15 protein-coding genes are annotated in these 16016 nt (G+C 59.3%); 6 read left to right on the forward strand and 9 right to left on the reverse strand.

From position 1 onward, the window contains the following. Positions 1–124: 124 nt before the first annotated feature. Together AAIE04_RS13470 and AAIE04_RS13475 are read right to left on the reverse strand one after the other, a co-directional pair. Positions 125–373 (reverse strand): hypothetical protein, encoded by a 249-nt coding sequence (locus AAIE04_RS13470; RefSeq protein WP_004930507.1) that lies wholly within the window; start codon positions 371–373, stop codon positions 125–127. Positions 374–567: 194 nt separating this feature from the next. Then, positions 568–1665, reverse strand: a complete 1098-nt coding sequence (locus AAIE04_RS13475) for a hypothetical protein (protein WP_498577113.1) — start codon at positions 1663–1665, stop codon at positions 568–570. A 153-nt stretch (positions 1666–1818) separates the two neighbouring features. Here AAIE04_RS13475 and zntB point away from each other — a divergent pair, with 153 nt between their 5' ends. Continuing rightward, a complete protein-coding gene (gene zntB / locus AAIE04_RS13480) occupies positions 1819–2802 on the forward strand; it encodes a zinc transporter ZntB (RefSeq protein ID WP_019452658.1) in 984 nt (327 codons plus the stop codon). 218 nt (positions 2803–3020) lie between these two features. Here the strand turns inward: zntB and AAIE04_RS13485 are convergent, their stop codons facing one another. The 4 genes from AAIE04_RS13485 to nifJ form a co-directional block, all read right to left on the reverse strand. Next, on the reverse strand, positions 3021–3419 hold the full coding sequence (locus AAIE04_RS13485; protein ID WP_019452657.1) for a VOC family protein: 399 nt from the start codon (positions 3417–3419) through the stop codon (positions 3021–3023). A 145-nt stretch (positions 3420–3564) separates the two neighbouring features. Next, complete coding sequence (gene ttcA, locus AAIE04_RS13490; protein ID WP_019452656.1) at positions 3565–4503, reverse strand: tRNA 2-thiocytidine(32) synthetase TtcA; 939 nt, start codon at positions 4501–4503, stop codon at positions 3565–3567. 214 nt (positions 4504–4717) lie between these two features. Next, positions 4718–5206, reverse strand: coding sequence for a GNAT family N-acetyltransferase (locus AAIE04_RS13495; RefSeq protein ID WP_498577114.1), 489 nt, complete (start codon positions 5204–5206; stop codon positions 4718–4720). Between the two features lie 91 nt (positions 5207–5297). Beyond that, positions 5298–8831, reverse strand: a complete 3534-nt coding sequence (nifJ, locus tag AAIE04_RS13500; protein WP_498577115.1) for a pyruvate:ferredoxin (flavodoxin) oxidoreductase — start codon at positions 8829–8831, stop codon at positions 5298–5300. Between the two features lie 248 nt (positions 8832–9079). Here nifJ and ssmE point away from each other — a divergent pair, with 248 nt between their 5' ends. Together ssmE and AAIE04_RS13510 are read left to right on the forward strand one after the other, a co-directional pair. Further along, positions 9080–9412 (forward strand): multidrug efflux SMR transporter SsmE, encoded by a 333-nt coding sequence (gene ssmE, locus AAIE04_RS13505; protein WP_025159776.1) that lies wholly within the window; start codon positions 9080–9082, stop codon positions 9410–9412. A gap of 500 nt (positions 9413–9912) precedes the next feature. After that, positions 9913–10167, forward strand: a complete 255-nt coding sequence (locus AAIE04_RS13510) for a DUF333 domain-containing protein (RefSeq protein WP_015377999.1) — start codon at positions 9913–9915, stop codon at positions 10165–10167. A gap of 28 nt (positions 10168–10195) precedes the next feature. Here the strand turns inward: AAIE04_RS13510 and hslJ are convergent, their stop codons facing one another. Together hslJ and AAIE04_RS13520 are read right to left on the reverse strand one after the other, a co-directional pair. After that, positions 10196–10624 carry a heat shock protein HslJ gene (gene hslJ, locus AAIE04_RS13515; protein ID WP_498577116.1) on the reverse strand — a complete coding sequence of 143 codons (429 nt, stop codon included), beginning with the start codon at positions 10622–10624 and terminating at the stop codon, positions 10196–10198. A gap of 51 nt (positions 10625–10675) precedes the next feature. Further along, positions 10676–11668, reverse strand: a complete 993-nt coding sequence (locus AAIE04_RS13520) for a 2-hydroxyacid dehydrogenase (RefSeq protein ID WP_015377997.1) — start codon at positions 11666–11668, stop codon at positions 10676–10678. Positions 11669–12136: 468 nt separating this feature from the next. Between AAIE04_RS13520 and AAIE04_RS13525 the strand changes: the two genes are divergently transcribed. The 3 genes from AAIE04_RS13525 to AAIE04_RS13535 are packed head-to-tail and all read left to right on the forward strand — an operon-like array spanning position 12137 to position 15275. Continuing rightward, positions 12137–14749 carry a YdbH family protein gene (locus AAIE04_RS13525; RefSeq protein ID WP_498577117.1) on the forward strand — a complete coding sequence of 871 codons (2613 nt, stop codon included), beginning with the start codon at positions 12137–12139 and terminating at the stop codon, positions 14747–14749. Further along, positions 14746–14943 (forward strand): YnbE family lipoprotein, encoded by a 198-nt coding sequence (locus AAIE04_RS13530; RefSeq protein WP_038880327.1) that lies wholly within the window; start codon positions 14746–14748, stop codon positions 14941–14943. The genes AAIE04_RS13525 and AAIE04_RS13530 overlap by 4 nt, the downstream gene beginning before the upstream one ends. A gap of 8 nt (positions 14944–14951) precedes the next feature. After that, positions 14952–15275 (forward strand): YdbL family probable chaperone protein, encoded by a 324-nt coding sequence (locus AAIE04_RS13535; protein ID WP_074054119.1) that lies wholly within the window; start codon positions 14952–14954, stop codon positions 15273–15275. A gap of 118 nt (positions 15276–15393) precedes the next feature. Here the strand turns inward: AAIE04_RS13535 and azoR are convergent, their stop codons facing one another. Continuing rightward, complete coding sequence (gene azoR, locus AAIE04_RS13540; RefSeq protein ID WP_019452650.1) at positions 15394–15999, reverse strand: FMN-dependent NADH-azoreductase; 606 nt, start codon at positions 15997–15999, stop codon at positions 15394–15396. Positions 16000–16016 lie beyond the last annotated feature (17 nt).

Here is a 16016-nt window from a genome sequence, read left to right on the forward strand (position 1 = left end):
CTTTATTTTTTCGGCGCTGCAACGGCGAAGATAATTAATTTTTCCACGCGATAAACCCCGTTTAATAATAAACAGGGCGGCTATCATCACATTATTGTTTCGCTATTTCAGAGTGCGGCTACGCTTATAGGCAGTCCCGCATGGCATCCACCACCACGCGGCCGCTCATATCGGTTTGAGTGATGCGGTAGCTGGTGGGGTAAGAGCGGCGGGTGCTGAAACGATCGTGAACGGAAACCTTGCCAATTTGCAGGCCGGCGGCGTTTTTCACGACAAACTCACTGATCTCTTCCTGGCCCTGGTTTTGCAAATGAATATTGCTGATTTTTTCCAACGTATCGCTGGCGTTTATTTTTAAATGGTCGCGTAACATAACTACCTCCTCGTAGTGAGAAAAGTATATGCCCCTAAAATTTGCGCTGAAACAGCTTTGTGTTGATTTATTATTATCATTTTGAATTAAAATTGATAGCAATATGTTAAGTCATAATAATAACGGCATTGCCAGCGCTTTATCGGCGATATTGTCTGATTTATCGGCGGTGGTTTATTTCATTGCCGTTATTATTAGTCTGCATTAATGGGAAAGAGCGCCGGCCTGGCCGCCGGAGCCGGAAAGACACAGGCGACGTTGTGCCCACAGCCGGGTACGATCGTTAACCGATGCGGTTTATCCGGCGCCAGATAACGTCGATCATAGTCAGCATAGGCCAGGGCGCGCTGCAGCCGATAGGGACCCTGTAGCTCGGCGGCGCAGGACTTGTCGAGTATCCGATAGTAGGCACCCGGTACGGCGCCGGTATCATCGGCGGCGGCCAGATAGGTGATATCGGCGGCGGCGTAGCGCCGGCGGGCCGCGTCGGCGGTGCGCTGCAGGTGAGCGGGAAACGTTTCCAGGCCGTATTTCCAGCGGTTGGCCTGTGGACACTGTCCGGCGTCCGCCGTTTGCCAGTGAAAACGGCACGTTTTTTCACTGGTGCAGTTCTCCCAGTTTGTCGGCTGGGGCCGCAGGCTGTCAAAATAGAGCCAGCTGCCGGGATCGGCCACCACATAACGCACACGCACTCCGTCCGGCGGGTTGGCGAAGCCGACATAATGCTGCACGAACTGGGCGCCGGCGGAAAAACCGGCCAGGGTTATCGTCTGCAGCGACGGCCAGCGCCGATGCAGATCGGCCAACAGCTTATCCATGGCGTTGAACGAGCCGGCTTTCCCGCGATTATCCAAACCGCCTTCGATCCAAGAGCCACAGCGCCACAGGGCATCGCCGTCTTGTGGCCGGGGCAGGCCGGTGGAATGGCAGTGTGTGGCGAGTTTCTCCGGCACTTGAAACAGCGGGGCGACCAGCAGCGTATTGCCGGTGCTTCCCGCTGCCTGTGCGGCATCGATCGCCGCTTGCAACGTCTTAGCGACATCGCGCGGGTGACCGTGTATCACCACCAGTGCGCTTCGCGGCTGTGCGCTGTGCTCATGGGCGACATAGTAAGTGACATCGCCGGCCGCCGTCGTTACGTGAAAAGGCGTGGAGATGCGCCCCAGCGTCGGTTCTGCATGCAGCGGTTGGCTGGTGAACAGCGTGGCCGCTACCACGGTACCGAGCAGGCGGCGCAGAGCCGTCAGGATCGATGCAGAATGTATTGCGCCTGATTCAGCACTTCCCGCCATTTTTGCTCCTCTGTTTGCGCTGATGTTTCCTCGCCTGAAGTATAGAGCACGCTTTTCGTTCGTTGTGCAAACTGGCGTTACAGCTTGGCCTTTGATCTCCAAGGCGTTAACGCTAGACTCAGCAACATAAGCAAGACTTGAGGGGATAAATGAATGGATGTGATTGAGGGGAGCGAGCTGCAGGTCGCCGATGCGGTTTACGCCTACCAGTTGGACGGTAAGGGGGGCGTAACGTCGATCGAGCAGGATGACAAGATTACCTGCGACGCACCGTGCTGGCTGCATCTTGATTACGCGCACCCGGCCAGCGCCGAATGGCTGAGCACCACACCGTTATTGCCGGACTCGGTGCGTGAAGCGCTCTCCGGCGAAAGCTCACGGCCGCGCGTCAGTCGCCAGGGCGAAGGCACCATGATCACTCTGCGCAGCATCAACTTCAACGCCAACTCGCGGCCGGATCAGCTGGTCACCATCCGCGTGTACATCACCGACAAACTGATTCTCTCCACCCGGCATCGCAAGGTCTATTCCATCGATCAGGTGGTGAACGATCTGCAAAGCGGCGCTGGGCCAACCAACAGCGGCAACTGGCTGGTGGAAATTTCCGATGCGTTGACCGATCACACCAGTGAATTCATCGAAGATCTGCACGACCGGATTATCGACCTGGAGGACGCATTGCTGGAGCAGCAGGTGCCGGAGCGCGGCCAGCTGGCATTGATCCGTAAACAGCTGATCGTGTTGCGTCGTTACATGGCGCCGCAGCGCGACGTCTTCGCGCGGCTGGCCAGCGACCGCCTGCCGTGGATGAGCGATGACGATCGCCGCCGCATGCAGGACATCGCCGATCGGCTGGGTCGGGGATTGGACGATCTGGACGGCAGCATCGCGCGCACCGCCATATTGTCCGACGAAATCACCACGGTGATGGCCGACGCGATGAACCGCCGCACTTACACCATGTCATTGTTGGCGATGGTATTTTTGCCCACCACCTTCCTGACCGGGCTGTTCGGCGTCAACCTGGGCGGCATCCCGGGCAACACGGCGTCATTTGGTTTCGGTACTTTCTGCCTGATGCTGTTGGCGCTGGTAGGAGGCGTAGCCTGGTGGCTGAAGCGCAGCCGCTGGCTATAGGCAAAAATGATGAAAACCCGGTTAACATTGAGCAATATCAACATTTAGCCGGGGCAAATGGGGCATGATCTCTCTCGCAGGTGAATGCAACGTCAAGCGATGGGCGTTGCGCTCCATAATTGTCTTACTTTCTTATTTTTGAATTACTGCATAGCACATTTGATTCGTACAATGCCGGTTTAATCACCGGCATTTTTTTATTCCGCTTTCTCGCTTCCTCAGGCCGCGCTTTCATCCCAGAAGCTGGCTTCAATCTTGTGCCCATCCAAATCACGGACAAAGCAGCCGTAGTAGGCCTCGCCGTAGTGCGGCCGCGAACCGGGCGCGCCTTCATCGACGGCGCCGGCCAGCAGCGCCTGGCGGTGGAACTCATCTACCTGTTGCTTGCTGGTGGCGAAAAAGCCGACGTGCGTGCCGTTGCCGAGCGAGGCGGGGTGGCCGTCGATCGGCACCTGCAGCCAGAACTCCGGGTAGTCGCGGCCATAACCGATAGCGCCGGGATGCTCCAGTACGCGGCGGCAACCCAGGGCGGCCAGCGTGCGATCGTAAAAGGCGGCGGCGGCAGCAAAATCGTTGGTGCCAAGCGAGACGTGGGACAGGCAGGGGGTGATATTCATTGCGCGATCTCCATGTAACTGTATAAATACACAGTATAGGGTAAAAACGGCACAGCCCAGTAAATTTTGCGCAAACTGTGAACAGGATCGAGATCGTCGAGAGAGAGAAATGTCGCCGCTTGTAGGGGGCAAGCGGCGAAGGGCGTTATTTGATTTCCAGCACGTTCAAACGCTCCGGCGCAGGCGCTGCGTCATCCGCGTCTTCCGGCTGCCAACCGACCGGCTGCATCGGAATGTCTTCACGATCGAAGGCCAAATCGCCGCCGTCCACCACGGCGCTACCGTGTTGGATGCCTTTGAAATCGAACAGGTTGATATCGCTCAGATGCGAAGGCACCACGTTTTGCATGGCGCTGAACATGGTTTCCAACCGGCCCGGGTAACGTTTGTCCCAGTCGCGCAGCATATCGCCGATGACCTGGCGCTGCAGGTTAGGCTGTGAGCCGCACAGGTTGCATGGGATGATCGGGAATTCTTTGGCGATCGAGAAACGCTCGATGTCTTTCTCGCGGCAATAGGCCAGCGGGCGAATGACCACGTGCTTGCCGTCGTCGCTCATCAGCTTGGGCGGCATGCCTTTCATCTTGCCGCCGTAGAACATATTGAGGAACAGCGTCTGCAGAATGTCGTCGCGGTGGTGACCCAGCGCGATCTTGGTGGCACCCAGCTCGGTGGCGGTGCGGTACAGAATACCGCGGCGCAGGCGCGAGCACAGTGAGCAGGTGGTTTTGCCTTCCGGGATCTTGTCTTTGACGATGCTGTAGGTGTTCTCTTCGACGATCTTGTACTCCACCCCCAGGCTTTCCAGGTAGGCGGGCAGAATATGCTCCGGGAAGCCGGGTTGCTTCTGATCGAGGTTTACCGCGATCAGCGAGAAGTTGACCGGCGCGCTCTGCTGCAGATTGCGCAGGATTTCCAGCATGGTGTAGCTGTCTTTGCCGCCGGACAGGCAGACCATGATGCGGTCGCCTTCTTCAATCATATTGAAATCGGCGATCGCTTCGCCCACGTTGCGGCGCAGGCGCTTTTGCAATTTGTTCAGGTTGTATTGCTCTTTTTGGCTAACGGATTGCTTTTCTGACATTTAAATCGTGCTCATTCTCAATGGGGGGCACTAGGGGCATGGCGTTTTAGACCGCAAGTTTACCATTCAACCGGTCGATTTTGATCATTATTCATCATCATGCATCCATACACCCGACGCGAGGCCTGTATGGTACGGATTGCGCGCAGGAATGCCAGCAGGTTTTATTGAGTCATCCCAACGATCGCCTTCGCAGCAGAGGGGGATTGGTGAATTACTCGTCACCGGGTCGCGCGAAAGCGCGCAACGCGTCGCTTTCGAGACGGAAGTACTGTTTGGCGGTGATTTCCTCGGCGCCAAGCCGGCGATAAAAAAGCCCGGCGTTGGGGTTGGTCTTTTCAGCTGTCCAGTCCAGGCGGCTACAGCCATGTTCGAGCGCAATGGTTGCGATAAAACGCATCATTGCCTTGCCTACGCCCAATCCTCTGGCCGTGCGGCTGACGAACAGCTCTTTCATAAACATTTGGCCGCTGAGCTTCGGGGCGGGGTGCATGATGCAAAAGGTACAAAATCCGCAAACCTTGTCTTGCGACCAGGCCGTGGCAACGGTGATGCCTGAATAGGGGCCAAATAGGGCGTTATTGAGGTAAGGAAGCACCTCTCGGCGTTTTAGCGCGTCGGAGCCGAAATAATATTCTTCCATTTCGATGATGATATCGACCAATGCCTCCGAATGGCGGCGATCTGAGATAATGATTTCCATGCGTTCCTTGGCTCACTGTAGCTTCTTGTGCAATTGCAATGAGGATAGAAGGAAAAGCATCAGGGCGCGAATCGCTCGCGCCCTGATGGGGTTACTCGGCGGCGGATTTTTCCGCCTTGCCGGCCAGCAGGCTGAGGAAGTCGTATTTCTCCTTCAGCTCTTTTTCCGCGGCCTGGTACAGTGCGCTGGCCACTTCCGGCTGCTGCGAGTTCAGGCGACGGAAGCGCTGCTCGTTCAGCAGCGTTTCAGCCAGGCTGCTGTTCGGCGGCCGGGAGTCCAGCGCCAATGCGGCCTTGCCCTCGGCGCTGCGGCGCGGATCGAAGCGGTACAGCGGCCAGAAGCCGGTGGCGGTCAGCTGTTTCATCTGATCGTGGCTGAGCGCCAGATCGTAGCCGTGCTCTTCGCACGGGCTGTAGGCGATGATCAGCGACGGCCCCGGATAGGCCTCGGCTTCCTGAATCGCTTTCACCGTTTGATTGAGCTGCGCCCCCAGCGAGATTTGCGCGACGTAGACATGACCATACATCATCATGCTGACGCCCAGATCCTTGCGCGCTTTGCGCTTGCCGTGTTCGCCGAATTTGGTCACCGCGCCGAGCGGCGTGGCCTTCGACTGCTGGCCGCCGGTATTGGAGTAGCACTGGGTGTCGAGCACCAGCACGTTGACGTTCTCGGTCAGGCTGAGAACGTGATCCAAACCGCCGAAGCCGATGTCGTAGGCCCAGCCGTCACCGCCGATCAGCCAGATGGATTTATCCACCAGATAGTCGGCATCGGCCGCCAGCTGACGCGCGTCTGCGCCTTCAATACTCGCAAGTTGCGTGCGCAGTTCGGCGATTTGCTTACGGCGCGGCTCCGGCGCCACGTCGGCCATCTGCAGAGCGTTGACCAACTGCTCCGGCAGCTGCGGCGCCAGCGCGTTCAGCAGGCGCAGCACCCGCGCGCGATGTTGATCGACCGTCAGGCGGAAGCCCAGGCCGAATTCGGCGTTGTCCTCGAACAGCGAGTTGGCCCACGCCGGCCCGCGCCCTTCGGCGTTGGTGGTATACGGCGTGGTCGGCAGGTTGCCGCCGTAAATTGACGAGCAGCCGGTGGCGTTGGCGATCAGCAAACGATCGCCGTAGAGCTGGGTCAACAGTTTGATGTACGGCGTTTCGCCGCAGCCGGAACAGGCGCCGGAGTACTCGAACAGCGGCGTGATCAGTTGCGAGGTGCGAATGTCGATGCGCTCCAGCTGCGCCGGATCGATTTCCGGCAGCTGCAGGAAGAAGTCGTAGTTGTCTTTTTCCGCCGTCAGATTATCGAGGCGCGAAGCCATGTTAATCGCCTTGATCTCCGGGTTCTGGCGATCTTTCGCCGGGCAGACCTCGACGCACAGGTTGCAGCCGGTACAATCCTCCGGCGCCACTTGCAGCACGTATTTTTGCCCGCGCATATCGCGCGCTTTCACATCCAGAGACTGCAGGGAAGCGGGCGCGTGTTCCATCTCGGCCGGTTGAACCACCTTGGCGCGAATGGCGGAGTGCGGGCAGGCGGCGACGCAGTGGTTGCACTGAGTACAGAGATCGGGCTGCCAGACCGGGATCTCTTCGGCGATGTTGCGCTTTTCCCATTGGGTAGTGCCCACCGGCCAGGTGCCATCCGGCGGGAAGGCGGAAACCGGCAGCGCATCGCCCAGCCCGGCCAGCATCGCCGCGGTAACGGTTTTGACGAAGTCCGGGGCGGCGTCCGAGACCACCGGCGGGCGCATCGGGCTGCTGCCGTCGACCGGCTGCAGCGGAATTTCAATCAGCGCGCTGCGGGTGGCGCCCAGCGCCTGCCAGTTGCGCTCGACGATCTCCTGGCCCTTGCTGCTGTAGCTGCGGGCGATGGCGTCCTGCAGCTGTTGCAGCGCCACGTCGCTCGGCAAGATCTGCGTCAGATGGAAGAACGCCATCTGCATCACGGTGTTGATGCGTGCGCCGAGCCGGCATTCACGCGCCAGCTTGGCGGCGTTGATGATATAGAAACGCGCCTGGCGTTGGTGCAGCAGCGCCTGAACTTCCTGCGGCAGGCGCGACCAGACCTCGTCGGCGCCGTAAGGGGTATTGAGCAGGAAGGTACCGCCGGGCTTCAGGCGTTCGACCATCTGGTACTTATCGATAAACTGCAGCTGGTGGCAGCCGACGAAGTCCGCGCGGCTGACCAGATAGGCCGAGTTGATCGGCTGCTCGCTGACGCGCAGGTGCGATACCGTCAGGCCGCCGGCCTTTTTGGAGTCGTAGACGAAATAGCCCTGGGCATACAGCGGCGTGGCGTTGCCGATGATTTTTATGTTGTTCTTGGTGGCCGAGACCGAGCCGTCGCTGCCTAAACCGTAGAACAGTGCTTCCAGCGAGGCGCGCTGCGGCAGGATTTCGTCGCTCAGCGGCAGCGAAAGGCCGGTGACATCATCGAAGATGCCGACGGTGAAACGCGGGCGCGGCTGCGGCTGCGCCAACTCGCGGAACACCGCCAGCGCACAGTCCGGGCCGAACTCTTTCGAAGACAGCCCGTAACGGCCGCCGATCACCCGCGGCAGCGTGGCGCGCTCCCCCCGGCTGTAGGCTTCCGCCAGCGCGGTCATCACGTCCAGATACAGCGGTTCGGCCAGCGCGCCCGGTTCTTTGGTACGGTCGAGCACCGCGACGCTGTGCACGCTGTCGGGCAGTGCGCCGAGCAGGTGTTTGGCGGAAAACGGCCGGAACAGCCGAACTTTCAGCACGCCGACTTTCTCGCCGCGGGTCAGCAGGGTGTCGATCACTTCTTCGCAGGTGCCGGCGGCGGACCCCATCATCACCACCACGCGCTCGGCCTGCGGATGGCCGTAATAGTCGAACGGCCGATAGTGGCGGCCGGTGAGGGCGGCGAAGGCTTCCATGGCCTCGATCACGTGCTGGCCGGTGGCGTCATACCACGGGTTGGTGGCTTCGCGCGACTGGAAATAGGTATCCGGGTTGGCGGAAGTGCCGCGCACCACCGGATGATCCGGCGACAGCGCCCGGCTGCGGTGAGCGTCGATCGCTCCCTGCGGCAGCATTTGTCGCAGCGTATCGTCGCTCAGCGGCACGATCTTGTTGATTTCGTGCGAGGTGCGGAACCCATCGAAGAAATGAATAAACGGCACGCGCGCGTTGAGGGTGGCGGTCTGCGAGATCAACGCGAAGTCCTGCGCTTCCTGCACGCTGCCGGCGCACAGCATGGCGCAGCCGGTCTGGCGTACCGCCATCACGTCCGAATGGTCGCCGAAGATCGACAGCGCGTGCGTAGCCACGGTGCGCGCGGCGACGTGCAGTACGAATGGCGTCAGCTCGCCGGCCAGTTTGTACAGTGTGGGGATCATCAGCAGCAGACCCTGCGATGAGGTGAACGAGGTCGACAGCGCACCGGTTTGCAAAGCCCCGTGCACGGTGGCGATCGCGCCGCCTTCCGACTGCATTTCCACCACCCGGGGGATATCGCCCCAGATATTTTGCCGGCCATCGCCGGACCAGGCGTCCGCCTGCTCAGCCATGGTAGAACTTGGCGTGATAGGGTAGATGGCAATCACTTCGTTGGTGCGATAGGCCACGGAAGCGACTGCATTATTACCATCTGTAGTTATCATCGACGTTACCTTTTCATTGCTCACAAAGCCGCGAAAGCACGCTTTCGCAGTAATGGAAAAAAGTCTAACAGAGGGTTTGAACGTGGCTTTATCGCATTTGTGTGGCGAGCGATAAATCGGCAATGCGGCCGGGGGCGGCTATTTCCTCTGTGGAGAAACGTCACGCCAATAAATTGTTTTCGCCGTTTAAAGACAATTTATTTCCGGCGGGTCATAATTGCCTATCGGTAAACTGACAGAAGAAAACCATGAGCGCATTTATGTATTTAGCGATGGCGATCGTCGCAGAAGTGATCGCCACCACCATGTTGAAAGCCTCCGAGGGTTTTACCCGCCTGTGGCCGTCGTTGCTGGTAGTGCTGGGCTACGGCGTGGCATTTTGGGGGCTGTCGATGGTGGTGAAAAGCATGCCGTTGGGCATCGTGTACGCGATCTGGTCGGGCATGGGGATCGTGCTGGTGTCGGTTGCTGCGGTATTCGTTTATCAGCAAAAATTGGATTGGCCGGCGATCGTCGGCATGGGATTAATTATTGCCGGCGTGCTGGTGATTAATTTACTGTCGAAAGCCTCGGTGCACTGAGTGTTATTTTGATGTAAAAAAAAGCCGGCGTGACAGCGAGCCGCGCCGGTTGAAGAATTCAGCCATCATTCACTGAAAATAGTGGAATGCTAATTAGTTAGCGCCGTCAGCATAGACGTAAATATCGTTCTCTCCGGTAGCAAAAAATGCGCCGTCATGGCGAAAGCACGCGGGGCTAATTAATACCCATATCGCCGCTAAAAGCGGCGCCGCCGGCAGCGGTGACGTTATCACTTTCTGCCTGCCTCCGGGCCCAGACGGCGGGTGGCGCCGTCACGTTTGGCGCTTCGCGCCACGACGGAAATATTCTGCAAACAAAATAAATGTCCGGCCGGCGCAAAAAAACGATAAATAATGGCCGGAATATATTTTCATTATTTATATATCGAGCTAGATTAAACAAGTTTGCATCAAAGATAGCGAAACGTGTCCGCCAAGTGACGCGCGTTATCAGCAATGGCGATTTTACACAGCGCAGTTCCGGGTTCAGGAGTGGGATAATGACGACATCAAAATGGCTGCTTGCCAGCGCCGTGCTGCTTTTAGCCGCCTGCAGCAGCAATAACGAAGAGCCAGTACAGCAGGGTAACAGTGCCAGAATCAATACGTTGCAGACCAGCGCCGGTTGCGCGGCGGTCGGCGGCGTCACCACCATCGCGCACAACTTGAACGGCGAAGCGCTGCGCATGTGCCAGATGCCGAACGGCAAACAGTGTGAGGAACGCACGCTGGGCCTGGGCAGCTGCGCCGGATAAGCCCGCGGCGCCAGACCCGGCGCGCAGGTCAATACACCCAGTCGCGCAGGGTATAAACCAGCGTGTGGCCGCTGCCGCTCAGCGTCAGCCGTTGGGCGTTTAGCGTCACGTCGGCGCCGTTTTCCAGCACGGCGCCGATGACGTGATCCCAGCGGTTGCGCTGCGCATCAGGGCACAGCTTGCGCGTCGTGGCCAGCGGTTTCACTGTCAGCACACCGTCGCGTAATTGCCCCTGCCCGAAGAAGCGGTTGCACATCGTGCCGGACACGTGCAGGTGCTCGCCGAACTCCAGATTGAGCAGGCCGCTGCCCGTTGGGGCTTTTGCCGCTTCACCATCCACGCTCTGCAACACGAAATTATGATGCAGCAGGTCGCCGGGCGTGACGGTCGCGTGCGGTTTCATATTGCACCCCGCTAAGGCCAACGCCGCCAGGGCGGCCATCGTGACTTTTCTCATCGTCGCTCTCTCAAATAAACAGGGCGCCTTGGCGGCGCCCTGAGATCAGGTTCAGGCGTTCAACTGGTTCGGGCAGGTTTCGCCGCGATCCAACTGGCTGATGTTCTGCAGCGTGGTTTGCGAAATGCTGGTCAGCGCCTCTTCGGTCAGGAAGGCCTGATGGCCGGTGAACAGCACGTTATGGCAGGCCGACAGGCGGCGGAACACGTCATCCTGAATCACATCGTTAGACTTGTCTTCAAAGAACAGGTCGCGCTCGTTCTCGTAGACATCCATCCCCAGCGCGCCGATTTTCTGTTGCTTCAGCGCGTCGATGGCGGCGGTCGAGTCAATCAGCGCGCCGCGGCTGGTGTTGATCACCATGACGCCGTTTTTCATCATCGCGAAAGCGTCGGCATTCAGCAGATGGTGGTTTTCCGGCGTCAGCGGGCAATGCAGGGTGATCACGTCGGACTGTGCGTACAGCGTTTTCAGATCGACATATTCCGCCCCCAGCTCCAGCGCCTGTTCGCTCGGGAATGGATCGTAGGCCAGCAGCTTCATGCCGAAGCCTTTCAGAATGCGCATCGTCGCCACGCCGATTTTACCGGTGCCGATCACGCCGGCGGTGCGGTTGTGCATGTTAAAACCGATCAGCCCTTCCAGCGAGAAGTTGGCGTCGCGGGTGCGTTGATAGGCGCGGTGAATACGGCGGTTCAGGCACATCATCATGCCAACCGCGTGTTCCGCCACGGCCTCCGGCGAGTAGGCCGGCACGCGCACCACTTTGATGCCCAGCTCTTTGGCGGCGTCCAGATCGACGTTATTAAAACCGGCGCAGCGCAGGGCGAGGATCTCGACCCCCAGCGCCGCCAGTTCTTCGAGCACTTCACGGCTGCCGTCGTCGTTGACGAAGATACACACCGCCTTGCACCCGGCGGCCGTTTTGGCGGTTTTTTTGCTGAGTAAAAAGTCGAAGAATTCCAGCTCATAGCCAAACTGCTGATTCACCAGTTCGAGATATTTACGGTCATACTGTTTGGTACTGTATATCGCCAATTTCATCGTGGTTTCTCCACCGTGATTTTGTGATCAATTTAACAGATTTTAGTAAATTCGACAATTGGTTAGCCATTTCCGACATGGCCGAAATCGCCGCTGTCGGGCTGCGCTGGGGGCTTGGTACGGTGAAGGGAAGGCGACGGTGGTGGCGAGTGACAAAAAAATCCCCACGGGGGTGTGGGGAATGGCTTCTCTAGTACACAGTTAGCTAGCAGCTAAACTTTTATTAGAATGCTTGCAAGACTATTAATCATCAACGGTAACGACAATAACAAAAGTCTGAAAACCGTCTCATTCATGTGATGTATATGTAACGAAAATCTACAATCCCGCATACGTTTGCGCCAAAAGGGTGCAAATCGCCTCTGCGACCGCGCTCAGCTTCACCCTATGTCAAATTCGTGCCATCATTATTGTCAATTCAGGCATAGACTTAACGAATGCCTAACTCAGGAACGAAGCAATCATTTAATGACCAGGCGATTGAAAGTATTCATAGGGACGGTGGCGGGTGGCGCAATCCTGGTGCTGGCGTTGTGGCAAACCTTGCCGCGCTGGCTGCCGGGGGTGTTATCGCATTGGTTGCCGGCGGGAAGCCGACTGGAATTGCAGGGCGGATTGCATTGGCGCCAGGGCGGTCTGGCGTTGGCGGGGGCGCGTTTCAGCGCGCAAGATTGCCTGCTGGCCAACGTCGGACCGACGCGACTGGCTTACCGGCAAGGCCGCTGGCAGCTGTCGAGCGATAAGGTCAGCGTCGATAGCGCCTGTTTGTCAAAACTGCCGGGCGGCGACGAAAACAGCGCGCCGCTGGCGCTCGACCAGCTGCAGCGGCAGCTGCCGCCGCTGGATCTCACGATTAACGAGCTGACGCTCATTCCCTGGCAGCGCTATGCCGGCAAGCTGCAGCTTACCTCCGGCACTGACGGGCAACGCCTGCATTATCAGGGGCCGAATCTCAGCGCCGAGGCGCAGCTGGATGAAAAACAGCAGTTGACGTTGCAGAGCCTGACCGTCCTCCCGCCCAACAGCGCGCAACCGCTGCACCTCGCCGGCAAGATAACCATTCCGCTGGATCTGGCCAGCCTGCCGGCGCAGGGCGCGCTGCAGGGGGAAATGCAGACCGCCTATCTGGAAAAACCGGTGTTGCTGGACATGCGCTGGCAACAGCAGCAGGGTGTGTTGACGGTGAGCGAAAAAGGCGACGATCGGCCGCTGGCGGTGTTGCCGTGGGAAGTGACGCCGCAGCGCGTCAGCATCAAGCAGGGCGAGTGGCGTTGGCCGTACAGCGGGCAACCGTTGAACGGCGGCCTGAGCGTCGCGCTGCACGATTGGAGCAAAGGGCTGGATGAAACAGAGATCAGCGCGCGGCTGAACGTGATCACCGCCGGCCATAATGGAAAGGGCAATGCGGTGCTGACCCTCGGGCCGGGTAAGGTAGGCTTGACCGACAGCGATCTGCGTTTCCAACTGACCGGCCAGGCCAATCTGGCCGACTTCTCCACCACGGCGTCGATCCCGGGTGTGATCGGCGGCAGCATTCTCAACCCGACGCTGGTGCTGCAGCCGGGCTCGCTGCTGCGCCTGTGGGGCAAAGTGTCCCCGGAAATGAAGCTGGACGAGGCGCGCTTGCCGCTGGCGGGGGTGAAAGTGACCGCCGCCGGTATCACCGGCCGTCTGCAGGCGATTTTGAGCGCCAGCGACAGTTACTGGGGGCGTTTCAAGCTGCACCTGGATGGCCAGGCGCAGGATTTCTGGCCAGACAAGGGCGACTGGCAATGGCGTTACTGGGGGAATGGCCGTTTGCCGCCGCTGCAGGCCGCCTGGGACGTCGCCGGCAGCGGCCGCTGGCAGGACAGCGAGCTGGTGCTCGACAAGCTTTCCACCGGCTTCGATAAATTGAAGTACGGCCTGGTGACGGTCGCCGCGCCGCGCTTGAGCCTCAATCAGCCGCTGCGCTGGCAGCGTGATGAACAAAACCCGCAGTTCAACGGCGAATTACAACTGGCGGCGAATAAGGTCAGCTTCAGCGACGGCGGCCATCTGCCGGCACCGGTGCTGGCGCTGCAGCTGAATGGCCGTTCGCCGGACAGTTTCCAGCTGCAGGGCAAACTGCAGGCGCAGCAGATCGGGCCGATCGCGCTGCGCGGCCGTTGGGACGGCGAACGCCTGCGCGGTGAGGGCTGGTGGCCGAAACAGTCGCTGAAGGTCTTCCAGCCGCTGCTGGCGCCGGATCTTAATCTCACGCTGCGCGACGGCGAATTTTACGCCCAGTCGGCGTTCTCCGCCGCCCGTGAGCAAGGGTTCGAGGCCGGTGGCCACTGGGTGGTGAAAAACGGCGGCATGTGGCTGAAAGACGGGGAAATGAGCGGCCTGGATTTCATCCTGTCGTACCGGTTCAAGCAGCATCAGTGGCAATTGGGGGCTAAACAGCCGGTGTCGCTGCGCATCAAGTCTTTCACCAACCTGTTCGAGATGCAGAACATTTCCGCCGATCTGCAGGGCACCTATCCTTACAGCGAAGGGCGGCCGCTGACGTTAAGCAACGTCGGCGTGGACATGCTCAACGGCCATATCAGCCTGTCGGCGCTGCGGTTGCCGCAGCATGACGCCGCGGTGCTGAAGCTGGACAAGGTCGATCTCAGCGCGTTGTTCACCGCCCTGAAACCCAAGCAGTTCGCGATGTCCGGCCGGGTCGACGGCGAGCTGCCGCTGTTCCTGAACCACCCGAAATGGCTGGTGCAAAACGGCTGGATCGCCAACGCCGGCACCCTGACGCTGCGGCTGGACAAAGACATGGCCGACGCCATCGGCAGCAATAACCTGGCGACCGGCGCCGCGATCGACTGGCTGCGCTACATGGAAATCAACCGTTCGCACGCCCGGGTCGATCTCGATAACCTGGGCGAGCTGACGCTGAGCGCGCGCATCGACGGCATCAACCCGCAGAAGAGCGCCAAGCGCGAGGTGATCCTGAACTATCGCCATCAGGAAAACGTGTTTCAGCTGTGGCGCAGTTTGCGCTTCGGCGACAATTTACAGGAGTGGCTGGAGCAGGCCCTCTCACAACCTGGGGAACAACAATGAAAATCATGAGTGTGCCGGCGCTGGCAGCGGTGCTGTGCGTTTCGCTGCTGAGCGGCTGCGTGCCGCGCATCGAGGTGGCGACGCCGAAGGATCCGATCACCATCAATATGAACGTCAAGATCGAGCATGAGATTCATATCAAGGTGGATAAGGACGTCGAAAACCTGCTGAAAACCCAAAGCGGTCTGTTCTAGGAGCCGACATGAAAAAACGTTATGTGTGGCTGGCCGGCGCCGCCTGGCTGTTCAGCAGCGTGGCGATGGCGCTGACGCTGGATGAGGCGAAGCAGCAAGGGCGGGTGGGCGAAACCCTGAGCGGCTATATTGCGCCGGTGAAACAGGATGCGGAAACGCTGGCGCTGGTGAAGCGCATCAACGCCGGCCGCGCCGAGAAGTATCAGGAAGTGGCGGACGGCAACCATATCGCCGTCGACGAAGTGGCGCGCATGGCCGGGCAGAAGCTGGTGACGCGTGCGCAGAGCGGCGAGTATGTGCGCGGCATCAACGGCCAGTGGCTGCAGAAATAAAAAAAGCGCGCCGTCTGGCGCGCCAAGAGATACGGATAGATGATTATTATGAGGGTAGTGCAGGTTTGACAGGACTGGCGTCTTGTCCGGCAGGGGCATGGCGCCCCTGCGCGGGATCTTAGGCGGCAACCACCTGAGACAGGGCCGCTTTGGCGTCTTCCTGGGCTTTGGTGGCCACTTCCGGGCCGTAGGCGATGCCTTCCGCGAAGACGAACTCCACGTCGGTGATGCCGATGAAGCCCAGGAACAGACGCAGGTAAGGTTCTACCAGGTCGGTTGGCGTGCCTTTATGGATACCGCCGCGGCTGGTCAGGATCACGGCGCGTTTGTTTTTCACCAGGCCTTCCGGACCGTTTTCGGTGTAGCGGAAGGTTACGCCGGCGCGGGCAACCAGATCGAAATAGTTTTTCAGCTGGGTCGGGATGTTGAAGTTGTACATCGGGGCGGCAATCACGATGACGTCATTGGCCTGCAGCTCGGCGATCAGTTCGTCCGACAGCGCCAGCGCTTCTTGTTGACGCGGGGTCAACGGAGCATCGGAAGGACGCAGCGCGCCAACCAGTTCGCCGTCCAGCACCGGGATTGGCTGTGCGGCCAGATCGCGTACGGTGATGGTGTCGCCGCTGTGGGCGTTGCTCCATTGCTCTACGAAGAAATCGGCCAGTTGGTTAGACTGAGAGTAGGTCGCCAGGATGCTTGATTTCAGAACCAATACTTTGCTCATCGATAATTCCTTACGTT

The organism is Serratia sp. Ae19-1 (assembly GCF_059801225.1).